Annotated in this window: 15 protein-coding genes; 1 reads left to right on the top strand and 14 read right to left on the bottom strand. The window is 58.5% G+C overall.

Features of this window, described 5'->3' with window-relative positions:
• Positions 1-226: 226 nt before the first annotated feature.
• From AC2FH0_RS11730 to trpS, 11 genes are all read right to left on the bottom strand, one after another.
• Positions 227-1,195, bottom strand: a complete 969-nt coding sequence (locus tag AC2FH0_RS11730) for an ABC transporter permease (RefSeq protein ID WP_496789399.1) — start codon at positions 1,193-1,195, stop codon at positions 227-229.
• A gap of 3 nt (positions 1,196-1,198) precedes the next feature.
• A complete protein-coding gene (locus AC2FH0_RS11725; RefSeq protein ID WP_142635535.1) occupies positions 1,199-2,290 on the bottom strand; it encodes an ABC transporter permease in 1,092 nt (363 codons plus the stop codon).
• A gap of 1 nt (position 2,291) precedes the next feature.
• The gene (locus AC2FH0_RS11720; protein WP_282021631.1) at positions 2,292-3,821 is read right to left on the bottom strand and encodes an ABC transporter ATP-binding protein; all 1,530 of its coding nucleotides are present in this window, start codon (positions 3,819-3,821) and stop codon (positions 2,292-2,294) included.
• A 92-nt stretch (positions 3,822-3,913) separates the two neighbouring features.
• A complete protein-coding gene (locus AC2FH0_RS11715; RefSeq protein ID WP_142635539.1) occupies positions 3,914-4,912 on the bottom strand; it encodes a BMP family lipoprotein in 999 nt (332 codons plus the stop codon).
• Between the two features lie 160 nt (positions 4,913-5,072).
• Positions 5,073-5,486, bottom strand: a complete 414-nt coding sequence (locus AC2FH0_RS11710; protein ID WP_496789397.1) for a GNAT family N-acetyltransferase — start codon at positions 5,484-5,486, stop codon at positions 5,073-5,075.
• A complete protein-coding gene (gene tsaB, locus AC2FH0_RS11705) occupies positions 5,483-6,070 on the bottom strand; it encodes a tRNA (adenosine(37)-N6)-threonylcarbamoyltransferase complex dimerization subunit type 1 TsaB (RefSeq protein WP_496700869.1) in 588 nt (195 codons plus the stop codon). The genes AC2FH0_RS11710 and tsaB overlap by 4 nt, the downstream gene beginning before the upstream one ends.
• On the bottom strand, positions 6,060-6,623 hold the full coding sequence (locus tag AC2FH0_RS11700) for a NifU family protein (protein ID WP_271948391.1): 564 nt from the start codon (positions 6,621-6,623) through the stop codon (positions 6,060-6,062). Before AC2FH0_RS11700 ends, tsaB begins: the two co-directional genes overlap by 11 nt.
• A 69-nt stretch (positions 6,624-6,692) precedes the next feature.
• Positions 6,693-7,286 (bottom strand): 2-hydroxychromene-2-carboxylate isomerase, encoded by a 594-nt coding sequence (locus tag AC2FH0_RS11695; protein WP_496789395.1) that lies wholly within the window; start codon positions 7,284-7,286, stop codon positions 6,693-6,695.
• A 10-nt stretch (positions 7,287-7,296) separates the two neighbouring features.
• Positions 7,297-7,752: a universal stress protein gene (locus tag AC2FH0_RS11690; RefSeq protein WP_142635548.1), complete on the bottom strand. Its 456-nt coding sequence runs from the start codon at positions 7,750-7,752 to the stop codon at positions 7,297-7,299.
• A 60-nt stretch (positions 7,753-7,812) separates the two neighbouring features.
• Positions 7,813-8,676: a branched-chain amino acid aminotransferase gene (locus tag AC2FH0_RS11685; protein WP_496700865.1), complete on the bottom strand. Its 864-nt coding sequence runs from the start codon at positions 8,674-8,676 to the stop codon at positions 7,813-7,815.
• A gap of 60 nt (positions 8,677-8,736) precedes the next feature.
• Entirely contained in the window at positions 8,737-9,765 is a 1,029-nt protein-coding gene (trpS, locus tag AC2FH0_RS11680; RefSeq protein ID WP_142635552.1) for a tryptophan--tRNA ligase, read from the bottom strand.
• Between the two features lie 86 nt (positions 9,766-9,851).
• Between trpS and AC2FH0_RS11675 the strand changes: the two genes are divergently transcribed.
• Positions 9,852-10,538 (top strand): rhomboid family intramembrane serine protease, encoded by a 687-nt coding sequence (locus AC2FH0_RS11675; protein WP_281995206.1) that lies wholly within the window; start codon positions 9,852-9,854, stop codon positions 10,536-10,538.
• Here the strand turns inward: AC2FH0_RS11675 and murJ are convergent, their stop codons facing one another.
• The 3 genes from murJ to AC2FH0_RS11660 are packed head-to-tail and all read right to left on the bottom strand — an operon-like array spanning position 10,539 to position 16,028.
• The gene (gene murJ / locus AC2FH0_RS11670) at positions 10,539-12,080 is read right to left on the bottom strand and encodes a murein biosynthesis integral membrane protein MurJ (RefSeq protein ID WP_496688953.1); all 1,542 of its coding nucleotides are present in this window, start codon (positions 12,078-12,080) and stop codon (positions 10,539-10,541) included.
• Positions 12,077-14,896, bottom strand: a complete 2,820-nt coding sequence (locus AC2FH0_RS11665; RefSeq protein WP_496691775.1) for a [protein-PII] uridylyltransferase — start codon at positions 14,894-14,896, stop codon at positions 12,077-12,079. The genes murJ and AC2FH0_RS11665 overlap by 4 nt, the downstream gene beginning before the upstream one ends.
• Positions 14,856-16,028, bottom strand: a complete 1,173-nt coding sequence (locus AC2FH0_RS11660; RefSeq protein ID WP_282021626.1) for a penicillin-binding protein activator — start codon at positions 16,026-16,028, stop codon at positions 14,856-14,858. The genes AC2FH0_RS11665 and AC2FH0_RS11660 overlap by 41 nt, the downstream gene beginning before the upstream one ends.
• Positions 16,029-16,036 lie beyond the last annotated feature (8 nt).

The raw sequence follows: 16,036 nt of genomic DNA, 5'->3' as shown, positions 1-16,036 counted from the left end.
CTTGGACCAGTCTGAAACTGTGCATCCGCAGAAGGCGTTTTGACAGGGAGTATCCCCTTAGACCAAGCGCAAGACCTAGCATCCGGCACCCCGGCGAGAAACTCTCTCAAATCAGCTGTCACTGGAAACACATCCATGCCCCTTTAGAGCCGTTGCGGCATGTAAAATCAACTCTACATGCCGCCATGCAGCGAACAGGACTGACGTGTGTTTCAAACTGGACCTATTACCGCTCTTTTACATAGGGTTCGCCACCGGCTTTCGGTGGAACGGCCTTGCCGACAAAGCCGGCCAAAATGACGACGGTCAGGATATATGGCAGCGCATCCATGACCTGCACAGGAATCACCACGCCACCCAGGTCAATATTTTGGAACCGCAACGCAACGGCTTGCAACAGTCCGAACAGCAGGCAAGCCCACATCGCGTGCCATGGCCGCCATTTTGCAAAGATCAGCGCCGCCAGCGCGATGAACCCGCGACCGGCAGTCATTTCCTTGACGAATCCAGCTTGCAGGGCCGTGGCCAGATAGGCACCGGCAATGCCGCACAGCACGCCACAGATCGCTACAGCCGCAAAACGCAGCCCAACGACAGAAACCCCGGCCGTATCCACAGCGGCTGGGTTTTCACCCACCGCGCGCAGGCGCAGGCCAAAGCGGGTGCGGTACAAAACCCACCAGGTTGTCGGGACCAGAAGGAAAGACACATAGACCAGGATCGAATGGCCGGACAGCAGCTCGGAATAGATTGGCCCAAGAAATGGGACATCACTCACCGCATCCGCAAAAGGGAAGGTGATCGGTTCAAAGCGCCCTCCGCCGAACAGCGAGGGGGTACGCCCGCCCTGTTTGAACCAGCTTTGCGCGATCAGGACCGTCAGCCCAGAGGCCAGAAAGTTGATGGCGACGCCTGAAATCAGCTGGTTGCCCCGAAAGGTGATCGAGGCCACCCCATGCAGGGCGGACAGAACAAGAGAGGCCGCGATCCCGGCCAGCAATCCCAGCCAGACCGATCCGGTCACGGCGGCGACGGCGGCAGAAAAGAAGGCGGCGATCAGCATCTTGCCCTCAAGCCCGATGTCGAAAACACCGGCGCGTTCGGAATACAGACCGGCCAGACAGGCCAGCAACAGCGGCGTGGCCAGGCGGACAGTCGAATCGAGGACCTGGATGAGGGTAACGAAAGTATCCATCGCTTAGCCCTCCTTCCGCATGGCAAGGAACAGTTTCTCAAGCGGCATGCGGACCATGTTGTCCAAGGCGCCGGTGAACAGGATCACCAGGGCCTGTATGACTACGATCAGCTCTCGGGGGATAGACGTCCATAGCGCCAGCTCGGCCCCGCCCTGATAGAGGAAACCAAACAGCAGCGCCGCAAGGAACACGCCAAACGGATGGGACCGGCCCATCAGCGCCACGGCGATACCGATAAAGCCAGCGCCCTCGGTCGAGTTCAGAACCAGCCGCTCTGCCTCACCCATCACGTTGTTCGTGGCCATCAGACCAGCCAGCGCGCCCGAGATCAGCATGGCGATGATGGTGATCCGAACCGGAGAAATACCGGCATAGACGGCACCGGTTTCCGAATGCCCATAGGCGCGGATCTCATAGCCCAGCCGGGTGCGCCAGATCAGCGCCCAAACGATCACACAGGCCAGGACTGCAACAAAGAATGAGATATTGGCAGGTGCGCCACGGAATACGACGTTTTCAGCGGTCGAGAACATCGACTGGAACGTCGGCAGATGCACCGCCTCGGGGAAGCGTGCAGTTGCCGGGTCTTGCGAGCCCTGCGGGCGCATGACGTTGACCAGCATATAGTTCAGCAAGGCAGCAGCGATGAAGTTGAACATGATCGTGGTGATCACGATATGACTGCCGCGTTTGGCCTGCAGATAGGCCGGAATGGCCGCCCAAGCGGCCCCGAACACCATCGATGCGGCACAGGCGGCCAGCAAGGCGATGCTCCAATGCGGCCAGTCGATGTAAAGGCACACCACGGCCACGCCAAGCCCGCCCAGCATCGCCTGACCTTCGCCGCCGATGTTGAACAGCCGTGCATGAAAGGCGACCGCCACAGCGAGTCCGGTGAACATGAAATTCGTGGCGTAATACAGCGTATAGCCCCAGCCATAGGTCGATCCCAGCGCGCCGGTGACCATCAGGTTCACCGCTTCGATCGGGTTTTCACCAATGGCGAGGATCACCAGCGCCGACAGGATTGCGGCCAGAAGCAGACTGATCACCGGGATCAGAACGACATCGGCCCATTTGGGCATTTTTTCCATGTTACGCTGCCTCTCCCGCAACACCGGCCATCAACAGGCCAAGTTCTTTTTCATCAGTTTCATGGGGCAGGCGTTCGCCCATGATATGTCCGTCAAACATGACCGCGATCCGATCCGACAGCGAGAATATCTCTTCCAGCTCGACCGAGACCAGCAGGATCGCCTTGCCCTGGTCGCGCAGATCGACGATCTGTTTGTGAATGAATTCGATCGCCCCGATATCCACGCCTCGGGTCGGCTGACCGACCAACAGCAGGTCTGGGTTACGTTCGATTTCACGCGCGACGACGATCTTCTGCTGATTGCCGCCCGAAAAGCTTTTAGCCGACAGCCAGGGGTTCGGCGGGCGCACATCGAATTTTTCGATCTTGGCTTCGGTATCAGCGCGCAGCGCCGCATTATCCATGAAGATGCCGCGTTGATAGGCCGGGTCACGGTGATATCCGAAGGCCACGTTCTCCCAGGCGTGGAAATCCATGATCAGGCCTTCGCGCTGGCGGTCTTCGGGCACATGCGCAATGTGCTGCGCGCGCCGCGCCTGGCCATCTGACCCCGCCCCGCTGAGCGCAAGCGGCGTACCGTTCAGTTTGATCTGGCCCTGGCCCGGGCGCATCCCGCCCAGAACCTCTAGCAGTTCGGATTGGCCATTGCCGGCGACGCCTGCGATGCCCACGATCTCACCAGCGCGCACGTTCAAGTCGATGCCTTTGACACGCTCGACGCCCGCGCTGTCGAAAACACGCAGGTTTTCAATCTCGAGGATGGGCTTACCGGGTTGCGCCGGAACCTTGTCGACCTGCAGCAGAACCTTGCGGCCCACCATCAGCTCGGCCAGTTCTTCGGGGCTGGTCTCGGCGGTTTTCACGGTGGCCGTCATTTGCCCGCGGCGCATGACCGACACGGTGTCGGTGTTTTCCATGATCTCGCGCAGTTTGTGGGTGATCACGATGATCGTCTTCCCCTCAGCCCGCAGCCGGTCGAGGATGCGGAACAGCTGATCCGCCTCAGATGGTGTCAGCACGCCGGTTGGTTCGTCCAGAATCAGGATCTCGGCCTTGCGATACAGCGCCTTGAGGATCTCGACCCGCTGCTGCATCCCCACACCGATCTCGTCGATCCGTTTGTCGGGATCCACGAACAGCTCGTATTCTTCTTCCAGCTCTTTCAACTCTTTGCGGGCCTTGGTCAGGGACGGGGCCAATAGCCCGCCATCCTCGGCGCCCAGCACGATGTTTTCCAGAACGGTAAAATTCTCGACCAGTTTGAAATGCTGAAACACCATCCCGATGCCCGAGGCGATCGCGGCCTGGCTGTCAGGGATTTCGGTCTTTTGACCGTTGATCCAAATCTCACCTTTGTCGGCTTTGTAAAAGCCGTAGAGAATGCTCATCAGCGTGGATTTGCCCGCACCGTTTTCACCGATGATCCCATGGATCGTACCGGGGGCGACGCTGATGGAAATGTCTTTGTTGGCCTGAACCGGCCCAAAGGATTTGGATATCCCTTTGAGCTCAATGGCGGGGACGGTCATGTCTTGTCCTCAGTTGCCGAAAGGACTGCCCGGTCATCCCGGTGCAGCAAAGTGGAATCGGGCCGGGAGCATCACCCCCGACCCGCGCGATATCAGAACTGCAGTGCTGGGCAGCTGTCGTTCTCGTAATAGCTGACAACTGAAACATTGCCGTCGATGATGTCCTGACGGGCTTTGTCGACTGCTGCTTTCATATCATCCGAAACCAGCGGAGCGTTGTTGTCGTCGATCGCATAGCCAACGCCGTCTTCGGCCAGACCCATGATATATACGCCGGTCTCAACGTTCTCGCCTGCGCTCATCGCCTCATAAACAGCGACGTCCACGCGCTTTAGCATCGAGGTCAGAACTTTGCCCGGGTGTAGGTGGTTCTGGTTGCTGTCTACACCGATTGACAGGATGCCCTCGTCGGCAGCGGTTTGCAGGACACCAACACCAGTTCCGCCAGCCGCGGCATAGACCACGTCAGCACCCTGGCTGATTTGTGCCTTTGTCAATTCCGAACCCTTAACCGGGTCGTTCCACGCCGCAGGCGTTGTGCCGGTCATGTTGGCAACCACGTTGATATCTGGGTTCACCGCCTTGGCACCCTGAGCATAGCCGCAGCCAAAGTGACGGATCAGCGGAACATCCATGCCGCCGATGAAGCCAACGGTTCCGGATTCGGACGCCATCGCAGCCATCATACCAACCAGATACGAGCCTTCGTGTTCAGCGAAACCAACCTGACGCAAGTTGGGCGCGTCCAGCCAGGTTACGTCGACAACAACGAATTTCGTGTCCGGATAGTCGGCAACAACCGCGCTGAGCGGGTCAGCCATACCGAAACCCATGGTGATGATCGGGTTCGAGCCTGCTTCGGCAAAGCGGCGCAGGGCCTGTTCGCGCTGCGCTTCGGACTGCATTTCGATCTCGCGGTAGGTTCCGCCCGTTTCTTCCGCCCAGCGTGAGGCGCCGTTGTGCGCGGCTTCGTTGAACGATTTGTCGAACTTGCCGCCCAGATCAAAGATCAGTGCCGGTTCGGCCAGTGCGGCACCCGCTGTCAGTGCAACCGCCGCTGCGGCGCCCATCAAGGATTTCATCAGGGTCATTTGTTACTCCCGTTTGTTTTTTTTCGGTCGGAGCCAAGATAGCCCCGTTTACCCACTGTTAGCGAGCATAACCGTTGTGATGGCGGGAATTAAGGCCGTTTGCAACCGCCGCGGTCAACAGATTTTTGACCATTTGGTCCAAGAAAATTCGCGGCCTGTCTCAGGTTAAATTGCATTCCATGACGATGGCATCAATTTTCTGATTATTTTCAACCGTATAGTAATTCTTGCGCGTGCCGCACACACGATACCCGCAATGCTTGTAAAGTGTAATCGCGGGCTGGTTGGCGATGGAAACATCCAGAATCGCCCGGATAGCGCCCAGTTTTTTGGCAGCCGCGTGCCATTCGACCATACGTTCCCTAGCCAGTCCCTGCCGCTGAACTGTGGGATGGGTGGCAATCGTCAGCAGTTCGGCTTCGTCTGCGATTGCCTGGAAAAGGGCAAAGGACTGGGCATCACCTACGATATGGGTAAAGCGATTCTGCAGCAGCTCTGCAAACTCTGTGGCGGTCCAGGGGCGCGATTGTGTGAATGCTGCGGCGTGAGTATTTGCCAGTTCTTCGGAGGTCATCCGTCCAGCAACATCGGAGGTTGGTCCTTGGAGGGCGCCGCATCAGCGGGGCGTATGTAAAGAGGGGCGGGAGCCTCGGTCTTGGTCAACCTTCTTTGTGCAGCCACTCGGGCAATAGCGCAGACCTGAGCCTCGGGGTTGTCGTTGAACGTCAGTGTGCCCAGCGATTTTGCCTGATCAAGCTGGATCAGTGCCGGTTCCATATCAGGCCGCGAAACATAGACCTGATCTCTGGGCGCTCGGATCGCTGGCAACGCATCGCTGTCCAGGACAGCAAGCGCGTCAAAGCCCGATACGCCAATGGCCGGTATCCCCAGACCTAAGGCCAGACCCCGCGCGGCCGAGACCGAGATGCGTATTCCGGTGAAATTACCGGGGCCTATTCCAACGCCGATCGCTGACAGGTCGCGCCATGAGCATTGTTCTGATGACAGCACCTCTTCGAGCAGCGGCATCAGACGTTCGGCTTGTCCCCGCGACATGGGCTCGACACAAGACGCCACAATCCGGTCACCGCGCAACAAAGCGGCCGCGCAATGCGCGGCCGATGTGTCAAACGCCAGAATGAGTGGTTCAGACGGCAACAGGGCGCACCTCGGTCACTTCGGGAATGTAGTGACGCAGCAGGTTTTCGATCCCCATCTTCAACGTCAGGGTCGAGGATGGGCAGCCTGCGCAGGCCCCTTGCATGTGCAGGTAGACAACGCCGCGGTCAAAGCCGTGGAACGTGATGTCGCCGCCGTCCTGTGCAACAGCAGGGCGCACCCGGCTGTCCAGCAGGTCTTTAATCTGATTGACCACTTCGGCGTCCTCGCCGCTGTGTTCAGCATGGCCCGAGCCCGCATTGGCATCCGCACCCATGATCGGCTGGCCGGACTGGTAATGCTCCATCACCGCGCCCAGAATGGCGGGTTTGATGTGATCCCACTGGACGTCGTCCGCTTTGGTCACGGTTACGAAGTCATTGCCGAAAAACACTCCGGTCACGCCACTTACAGCAAAAATGCGGTTGGCCAGCGGCGATTTCTCTGCAGCCTCAGCCGATGGGAAATCCGCAGTGCCCGCTTCCAGCACGGTCTGGCCGGGCAGGAATTTCAGGGTTGCAGGGTTCGGTGTGGATTCGGTCTGGATGAACATGGCGCGGCTCCGTATCTGTTGTCTCTGATATGCGGGTCCGCGAGCTGGAAGTCAAGAATTGGAACGATTCTAAATTTCCGCAGCTAAGCTTATCGCGTCGTCCAGCCGATCATCGCCCCAAAACAGCTCGTCCCCGACCAGAAAGCTGGGCGCGCCAAAAAGCCCTTTGGCCTGAGCGGTTTTTGTCTGCGCGATAAGCGCTGCTTTGATCGCCGGATTCTGGGTCTGGGAAAGTAAATCAGCGGCAAGCCCGGCTGAGCTGAGGCATCCGGCCAAAACAGCCTCATCCGCGATGTTCTGCCCTTGGGCAAATTCGGCAGAATAGACGGCGCGCACAAAGGCAGCTTTTTGCCCCTGATCTTCAATCGCCAATGTTAACCTGGCCGCTTTCAGGCCGTTCTGCGGAAAAGGATCGGGCCGGGAAAACGGCAAGCCGCGCTGGGCGGCCAGGCGTTCCATATCCCGCCACATGTACCGGCCTTTTGCCGGGTACAGATTGAACGGAGAATTGTCCCACCCTTGGGCGGCAAAGATTGGCCCCAGCAGAAAAGGCTGCCATTCGACCGAGACGCCCTGGCGGGTGGCAGCCTCTTCGATACGCATCGCGCTGAGATAAGAATAGGTCGAGGCGAATTCGAACCAGAATTGAATGCTGCGTTGCATCGGTGTGGCCTCAGGTAATCGCTTCGAGTTTTTCTTTGCTCAGATCACCGGGAACAATAGTGATTGGGATCGGCAGGCTGCCTGAGTTTTTGGTCAGTTGAGTCACCAATGGGCCAGGTCCCTTTTTGTCAGTGCCTGCACCCAGAACCAGAACGCCGATATCAGGATCGGATTGCACATGCTCGATGATCTGGGCAACGGGCTCGCCTTCGCGGATGGCCAGTTCAGGATCAACGTCTTGCTTGTCGCGCATCCATTTTGCGAAAACTTCAAAATGCGCATGGATACGCTCGCGCGCTTCTTCACGCATGACGGTGGCAACGCCGATCCAATGGTTGAATTCGTCCGGTGGGATTACCGACAGGATTGTTACGCCGCCGCCGGTATGGGCCGCGCGCATAGCCGCGAATCGCATCGCATTCAGGCATTCGCGACTGTCATCCAGAACCACTAGGAACTTGCGCATGGGTGTCCTCATTCATTTCCGGGGATCATGCCCGACTAGGTGCGTGCTGGCAACCAGAGCCTAACGCCCACTGGCGGCCCAGTCCCAATACAGGTCGCGTGCACGCCGGGCGATGGGACCGACCTGAAACCGGGTGTCCTCCAGCGCAGTCACCGGGGTGATCTTGCTCATGTTGCCAGTCATGAATACCTCGTCGGCCCCGTAGAAATCCTCGAAACTCAGAACCGCCTCATGCACAGCCACGCCGTCGGCCCGCAGGTTTTTGATATGTCGTGCACGGGTGATGCCGGCAAGGAAGGTGCCGTTGGGGACGGGGGTAAAGACCTCGCCGTCGCGGACCATAAAGATATTGGCGGTTGCGGTTTCGGCTACGTTGCCCAATGCGTCAGCCACCAGAGCATTCGAAAACCCGTTCGCACGTACCTCGTTCAGCATCCGTGCATTGTTGGGATACAGGCACCCGGCCTTGGCATTCACCACCGAGGATTCCAGTACCGGACGGCGGAATCGGGTCAGTCCCAGCGTGGCCGAGGCGGTCTCAGGCGCCATCGGAATCTCTTCCAGGCAGACAGCAAACCCGGTGCTGTTTTCCTGCGGTACGATCGCTGTCGCATCTCCGTCGATCCCCCAATACATCGGGCGGATATACACGGCCGCGTCGGGCGCATAGGTCTCAAGCCCTTCCAGCACGATCTCGACCATCTGGTCTGTGGTGACGGTGGAGGTCAGCATCAGCGCCTCGGCAGAGCGGTTCACGCGGGCGCAATGGGCGTTCAGGTCCGGGGTCAGCCCGTTGAAGAACCGCGCGCCGTCAAAGACGGATGATCCCAGCCATGCGCCATGATCCGCAGCGCGCATGATCGGTGCATCCCCATCATGCCATTGCCCGTTGAAATAGGTGCGGATGTTCTTGCCGACTGCCATGACGCCCTCCCAAGCTTTGCGGCAAACCTAGGAAGGCGTTAAGGCAACGTCCAGAGCCAATCAGCCCCGTTTCGCACCAACCATGCCCACAATGTCGTAGGTCTGCTGTAGGATCGGGGCTGCAATCGCCCGCGCCTTTTCTGCGCCATTGGCCAGAATGCGATCAATCTCGGCCTCTTCACCCATCAGGCGGGCCATTTCGGTCGAGATCGGAGACAGTTTGGCAACCGCCAGATCGGCCAGCATCGGTTTGAACTCGCCAAATTGCTTGCCGCCAACGTCGGCCAGAACCTGATCCGCCGTCTGATCGCTGAGGGCGGCGTAGATATTCACCAGATTGCGGGCCTCGGGGCGGTTGTCCAAGCCATCGACTTCCGAAGGCAGAGCGTCCGGGTCGGTCTTGGCCTTTCGGATTTTCTTGGCGATCGTGTCGGCATCATCGGTCATGTTGATCCGGGTCATGTCAGAGGGGTCGGATTTGGACATCTTTTTTGACCCATCGCGCAAGCTCATGACCCGAGTTGCCGCACCTTTGATGACGGGTTCTGTCAACGGAAAAAAATCGACGCCATAGTCATGATTGAACTTAGTTGCGATGTCTCGGGTTAGTTCCAGGTGTTGCTTTTGGTCATCTCCGACGGGTACATGTGTCGCGTGATATACAAGGATATCTGCGGCCATGAGCGCCGGATAGGCGAATAGGCCCAACGATGCATTCTGTGCGTTCTTGCCAGCCTTATCTTTGAACTGTGTCATGCGCTGCATCCAGCCAAGCCGGGCAACGCAGTTAAAAATCCATGCAAGTTGCGCGTGCTCAGGAACCTGGCTTTGGTTAAACAGGATCGATTTTTCGGGATCTAATCCTGATGCGATATACCCCGCGCACAGCTCACGCGTTGCGTGCTGCAACTCTTTGGGGTCCTGCCAAACGGTGATCGCGTGCAAATCGACCATACAGTAGATTGTCTGATAGTCGGACCCTTGCATCCGGACCCAGTTCCGCAATGCGCCCAAATAGTTGCCAAGGTGCAGGTTACCGGATGGCTGTGCACCGGAAAACACGCGCGGCGTGAACTTGGAATCGGTCATCGAAGGGAACTCCCGTCTGGAAAAATCAGCCCCCGTCGCTTACCCATGAGGCAAAGGGACGTCAACAGCCGCGAAAGGCCCGCCCAATGAGCAGTGAGCATTATACACCCGCCGTGAACCCTCTGCCGCCCGTGGTGGTGGCTTTGTGTGTGTTCATCATGGGGGTTGAACTGGCATTTACTCTAGGTACGCGCGGGATCATTGGGGGGCCAACTGCTGTAGGCTGGCGCCTGGACGCTTTGCAGCACTATTCGTTTTCGCCGGATATCTTCGACTGGATGGTGGAAAACGGGCGCTGGCCGTTCGAGCATCTGATCCGCTTTGTCACCTATCCGTTTGTATCCGGTACGTTCACACAGGCCATCTTTGTCTGCGTCTTTGTGCTGGCCATGGGTAAAATGGTGGCCGAGGTTTTTGGCAGTGTTCAGATGCTGGTGATCTTTGTGCTGTCGGGCGTGGGTGGTGCGCTGGCTTATGCACTGTTGCTGGATCCGCGCTTTCCGCTGGTGGGTGGGTTCCCTCCGGTCTATGGGCTGATCGGAGCGTTTACGTGGATATTATGGCGCAAGCTGTCGCTGGTGGGCGCAAACCAATCCCGCGCCTTCAGCCTGATCGCCGTTTTGATGGGCATTCAGTTGTTGTTCGGCCTGCTGTTTGGCGGAACGCTGGACTGGGTGGCTGATCTGGGCGGTTTTGCCACTGGTTTTGCCCTGTCGTTCCTGGTTGCTCCGGGTGGGTGGGCGCGGATCGTCAGGCGTATTCGGCGCGACTGATCAGGATCGACGCAGAGCCTTTCTGAACTCGGAAAGTTTGAATGCACCAATCAGGTGGCCGAGCAGGAAATACGTGACTGCAGCAACGATGATCAAACCGAGCAGTGCCAGGTAACGCCAGCCTTCCAGGGCAAAGGCCCAGCCAAACAGCTCAATAGCGGCATACAAGACAGCTCCCATCCCCATGGACGCCGCAATGATCCGCCATGCCCTGTTCTTGAACCGGTCGTCAAACTGCGCTTCTTTCCCCATTTTTCGCGCGCCCAAGGCCAGCAGTCCAACCATGGCCCATCCGGCCACCGAGGCGGCAATCGCCGGCGCGAACCATCCCACCAACGGATACAGCCCGAAAGCCAGTGCAGCGTTCACGACCATCGCAAACACTGCATAGTGAAAGGGCGAGCGTGTATCTTCTCGCGCGAAATACAAAGGCTGCAACAATTTCTGCAGCATGAACGCGGGCAGGCCGATGCCATAGATCGCCACGGCAAGTGCGGTGGCGGCGGTGTCTTCGGGGGTGAACTGTCCGCGCTCGAACAGAACCGAGACCAGCTGGGTGGGGATGAGCACAAAGGCAACGGTCGACGGGATGGTCAACAGCAACGTAAACTCACCTGCGCGAGAAAACGCATCGCGGGCGCCCGATTTGTCCCCAGCGCGCAGGCGGCGAGATAGATCGGGTAACAGGACGATGCCGACGGCGATGCCCACGACGCCCAATGGCAACTGGTACAAGCGATCCGCTGCAAACAACCAGCTGACGGCCTTTTCGGTTTTCGAAGCAACCAGCTGGCCCACCACCAGATTGACCTGTGTAACCCCCATGGCCAAGGCGGCCGGAACCGCAATGCGGACCATGTTGCGCATTTCAGGGCTGAGTTTCGGCAGGCCCGGGCGGATACGGATGCCCGCACGTTCGGTTGCAATCCAGACCAGCGCTAGCTGCGCAACACCAGCGATGGGGATGACGGCGATCAGCCAACGGATGACTTCTCCGCCTGATATAGCGCCGGCGATCAGTGCTGTGCAGGCAAAGATGTTCAGTAAAATCGGCGCGGCGGCGGCAGCCGCGAAACGGCCGGTTGCGTTCAGCACGCCCGAGAACAGCGCCGCTAGCGACATGAAAAAGATGTAGGGAAAGACCACATATCCATAATCCACGGCAAGGTCGAAGCGGTCGTCACCGTAAAAGCCCTCAGCCGTCAGCCAGACCAGGCCAGGCATAAAAACCATCGCCAGCCCGACCAGCGCCAACACCGCCACGGCCAGCAGGTTGAACGCGTCCTGTGCAAAGCCTTGCGCGTTTTCCCCGCCTTCCAGCCGTTTGGAAAACATCGGCACAAAGGCTGCGTTAAACGCACCTTCGGCAAAGAAGCGGCGGAACATGTTGGGCAGGCGAAAGGCGGCGACGAATGCATCCATTACTGGCCCGGGCCCGATGTATGCGGTCAGCAGGATTTCCCGCAGAAAGCCCAGAATACGGCTGGCCAGGGTCCAGAACCCGACAGTGAACAGGCCTGAAAACAGCCGGATCTGTTTCATGAGACCGCGCGCTCGGCGCCTTCGGAGATGGCCTTGCGCAGCTTGGCCTCAAGCCCGCGCTGCTTGCTTTCCGAGTGATATTTCAACCCAAACATATCCTTGACGTAAAAGGTGTCCACCACCTGTTCGCCATAGGTCGCGATCACCGCATTGGCGATATAGACATTGGCTGCAGCAAGCGTTCGTGTCAGATCATAAAGCAGACCGGGCCTGTCCCGGGTATCGACTTCGATGATTGTGTAGATCTCGGACCCGTCATTGTCGAAGATGATATGGGTCGGCACGTTAAAGGCCCGTTCGCGTTTCTTGATCTTGTCGCGCGATTTAAGGGCATCCCGCGCCACGACCTCGCCTTTCATGGTCTTGTGGATCATCTGTGTCAGGCGCGGCAAACGGCTGGCCTCGAACGGGTGTCCATCGGCGTCCTGAATCCAGAACGCATCGGTCACATAGCCGTCTTTGGTGGTATAACTGCGGGCATCAACCACATTGGCCCCGACCAGCGCCAAAGCGCCTGCGATACGGGCAAAAATGCCGGGGTGATCACCCATGGCAAAGCAGGCCCGCGTCGCGTCGCGGTCTTCATCCGGGTGCAGACGGATTTCCATCGCGCCAGCATCACCGCTGCGGTCCAGCTCTTTCAGCATCTCGGCAAATTCTACATGGGTCGAAAGGTTCAGGCCCTGCCAATAGGGGTCATAGTGCCGACCCGTCTCGGTTTTGAGGGCGGCTTTGGTCCATTCCGCCAGCTCGGCCCGCAACGCCTTTTTGGCACCGGCACCGCGATTGGCACGGTTGAGGTCTTCCATCCCGGTCTCAAGCGCGCGCTTGGTTTCTGCATGCAGCGCGCGTAGCAGGGTGGCTTTCCAGTTGTTCCAGGTGTTGGGTCCAACGCCGCGAATGTCGCAGACGGTCAACACGGTCAGTAGGTCCAACCTTTTGACTGTCTTCACGGCCTTGGCAAAGTCGCGCACCGTGCGCGGGTCGGAAATATCGCGTTTCTGCGCCATGTCCGACATCAACAAGTGATACCGCACCAGCCATTCCACGGTTTCTGAATCCGATTTGTTCAGACCCAGCCGAGGTGCAATCTTTCGGGCCATCTGTGCGCCCAAAATCGAATGATCCTCGGGTCGCCCCTTAGCAATGTCATGGATCAGCAGAGCAACATACAGAACCTTGCGATTGACCCCTCCTTCCAGGATTGAAGACGCAAGCGGCAGGGATTCCCCCAACTCTCCGCGTTCAATCTGGGCCAGATTGACGATGCACTGAATGGTGTGCTCATCCACCGTATAGCTGTGGTACATGTTGAACTGCATCATCGCCACGATGTGTTCGAACTCGGGCAGAAAGGCCGACAGCACCCCCAGTTCGTTCATGCGGCGCAGGGCGCGTTCCGGGTTGCCGTGTTTCAGCATCAGGTCGAGAAAGATGCGCCGCGCCTCTTTGTCTTCGCGCATGTCGTCATCAATCAGGTTCAGGTTGGCGCTGACCAGCCGCATCGCGTCCGGGTGGATCAGCATGCCGGTGCGCAGACCTTCCTCGAACAGGCGCAGAAGGTTCAGCTTGTCCGCCAGAAACTTGTTCGGGTCGGCTACGTCCAGACGTCCATGGACGACTTTGTATCCGGCTTTGATCCTGGGGCGGCGGCGGAAAATACGCTCTAGCAGAGGCGCGCCTTTCATATGCGTCGCCTCGAGTTTGGTCAGGAAGATGCGCGTCAGCTCGCCAACCTTCGTGGCCTCGCGGAAATAGCGCTGCATAAACACTTCGACCGCCCGACGACCCGCCCGGTCTTCGTATCCCATTCGGGAAGCAACCTCGACCTGCATGTCAAAAGACAGTTGTTCGGTTGCGCGCCCGGTCACCAGATGCAAATGTGAGCGAACGGCCCACAGGAAATCTTCGGCTTCCACAAAAGTGCTGAATTCCTCGGGGGTGAACAGACCCAGCGGTACCAACTCGGCCACGTCCTGAACGCTGTAGATATATTTGGCAATCCAGTAGAGCGATTGCAGGTCGCGCAATCCGCCTTTGCCCTCTTTTACGTTGGGCTCGACCATATACCGCTCGCCCTGTTTCAGATGGCGCGCGTCGCGTTCCTGCAGCTTGGCCTCGATGAACTGGCGCTCAGTGCCTTTGAACAGATCGTCTTTCAGGCGCGTTTCCAACTCATTTGCCAGATCGGCGTCGCCAGCCAAATAGCGCTGTTCCAACATCGCGGTGCGAATGGTGAAATCCTCGGATCCCAGGCGCAGGCAATCCTTGATGGTGCGCGAAGAATGCCCGACCTTCAGCCGCAGATCCCACAGGATATACAACATGGATTCGATCACACTCTCTGCCCAGGCAGTGATTTTGTAGGGGGTCAGAAACAGCAGATCGACATCCGAGGACGGGGCCATTTCCCCACGCCCATAGCCGCCCACTGCCAGCACGGCCATTTTTTCACCCTGTGTCGGCGTGGCCAGCGGGTGAAGCTCGCGACTGGCCACTTGCATCGCGGTGCAGACCAGCCCGTCGGTCAGGTAGGTATAGGAATGGGTCAGCCGCCGCGCGTCAAATGGATCGCGGACAAAGGCATCGGCGATTGCCTGACGACCGGATTTCTGGATGTTGCGCAAAATCCGCACGGTTTCGCCGCGCCTTTCGGCGTTATCAGATGTCTTGTCGAAGGCCTCTGACAGCTGTGCCATAACGGCTGCGCTGTCAAAGATTTCTTCGGGCTGGCAAATCAGGTCACCCCTTGGGATGAGTGTCAGAGCCAGCCGATCAGAATCCGGCGCCAGAGAAGCTTTGTGGGGCAGGGTCAATCACAACCACCTGTTTGTTCTGGATCGTGGCAATGGCCAGACCGCGTTCATTCGTACCGTTGGGTCGCAGACGGAAGATACCGCCAACGCCCTGAAAACCGGCGTTCTGAGTTAGGGCAGATGCGGTCAGAGCGTCGGATTTGCCCTGGCTGACCAAGGCAGCAATCGCGGCTATGCCATCATAGGCTAGGCCACTGATCGGATGTGGTGCCTCGCCATAGGTGTTGTTGTACCGCTGACGATAAGCCTGTGCCTTGGATGGGTCCGGCAATGCGAACCAGCCACCCTGAACGCCTGGCAGTTCCAGTGTCTGGGCCGGGATGTCCCAGCGAGTCAGACCCATATATTGCGTGGTTGCCGGGGAGACGCCCGCTTCTGGTAGAAGCTGGGAATACAGCGGCAACGCCCCTGCAGTGGTCGAAGTCAGAAAGATCGAATCCGCCCCCGAGGACGCCACAGTAGCTTTGATTGTCGGCACCGAGTTGATGACCCCCTGCTGAGAGCGGTCATAGCCGACCGTGCCTGCGTTACCCACTCGGCTGTTGCTCAGCGCGGTTGCAATAGCCGATTGTCCAAGCCGCCCGGCAGCATCGTTGCTATGCACGATGACCGTTCCGGTCTTGCCGCGCGAACCGGCATAGTTGACCAACCGGTTGGCGGTGTTTTCAAAAGTAGGGCCGAGCACGAAGACATTGCCGCCTGCGATGCTGGTATTGTTCGAAAACGACAGCAGATTGACCTTGTTGTTCAGTACCGCAAGACCAGCTGAGTTTGCCGCCTGGGCGTAGACCGGACCGATGATTATCTTTGCACCGTCTGCCACGGCTTGCTGCGCGACTGTTGCGGCGGTACCCGAATTGCCCCGGGTGTCGTAGACCCGCAAATCAATCTGTACATTCTGCAGATCGGACATCGCCAGGCGGGCTGCGTTTTCAAGGCTACGCGCCAGTTCAGCATCCCCGGAATTTCCAGATCCGGCCGGAACCAGCAAAGCAACCGGTACAGGTTTTGAGGTGTTGATCGACGGGCCTCCGCCGATACTGCTGACGTCACACGCCGCCAGAATGGTCGCGGTGGCCAAGACGGCGGCTGCACGCGCCAACTTGCGAACGGGCTTGCAAACGGTAAACATCTAAATGA

The organism is Ruegeria sp. CDSC051, from assembly GCF_059610665.1.
Note: the sequence above shows the minus strand (reverse complement) of the source record. Positions and strands in the feature narration are given on the sequence as shown.

What these genes read in the sequence shown, in the direction of transcription:
- AC2FH0_RS11730 (WP_496789399.1), bottom strand. Translation starts at nt 1,195, where the DNA reads ATGGATACTTTCGTTACCCTCATCCAGGTCCTCGATTCGACTGTCCGC.
- AC2FH0_RS11725 (WP_142635535.1), bottom strand. Translation starts at nt 2,290, where the DNA reads ATGGAAAAAATGCCCAAATGGGCCGATGTCGTTCTGATCCCGGTGATC.
- AC2FH0_RS11720 (WP_282021631.1), bottom strand. Translation starts at nt 3,821, where the DNA reads ATGACCGTCCCCGCCATTGAGCTCAAAGGGATATCCAAATCCTTTGGG.
- AC2FH0_RS11715 (WP_142635539.1), bottom strand. Translation starts at nt 4,912, where the DNA reads ATGACCCTGATGAAATCCTTGATGGGCGCCGCAGCGGCGGTTGCACTG.
- AC2FH0_RS11710 (WP_496789397.1), bottom strand. Translation starts at nt 5,486, where the DNA reads ATGACCTCCGAAGAACTGGCAAATACTCACGCCGCAGCATTCACACAA.
- AC2FH0_RS11700 (WP_271948391.1), bottom strand. Translation starts at nt 6,623, where the DNA reads ATGTTCATCCAGACCGAATCCACACCGAACCCTGCAACCCTGAAATTC.
- AC2FH0_RS11695 (WP_496789395.1), bottom strand. Translation starts at nt 7,286, where the DNA reads ATGCAACGCAGCATTCAATTCTGGTTCGAATTCGCCTCGACCTATTCT.
- AC2FH0_RS11690 (WP_142635548.1), bottom strand. Translation starts at nt 7,752, where the DNA reads ATGCGCAAGTTCCTAGTGGTTCTGGATGACAGTCGCGAATGCCTGAAT.
- AC2FH0_RS11685 (WP_496700865.1), bottom strand. Translation starts at nt 8,676, where the DNA reads ATGGCAGTCGGCAAGAACATCCGCACCTATTTCAACGGGCAATGGCAT.
- trpS (WP_142635552.1), bottom strand. Translation starts at nt 9,765, where the DNA reads ATGACCGATTCCAAGTTCACGCCGCGCGTGTTTTCCGGTGCACAGCCA.
- AC2FH0_RS11675 (WP_281995206.1), top strand. Translation starts at nt 9,852, where the DNA reads ATGAGCAGTGAGCATTATACACCCGCCGTGAACCCTCTGCCGCCCGTG.
- murJ (WP_496688953.1), bottom strand. Translation starts at nt 12,080, where the DNA reads ATGAAACAGATCCGGCTGTTTTCAGGCCTGTTCACTGTCGGGTTCTGG.
- AC2FH0_RS11660 (WP_282021626.1), bottom strand. Translation starts at nt 16,028, where the DNA reads ATGTTTACCGTTTGCAAGCCCGTTCGCAAGTTGGCGCGTGCAGCCGCC.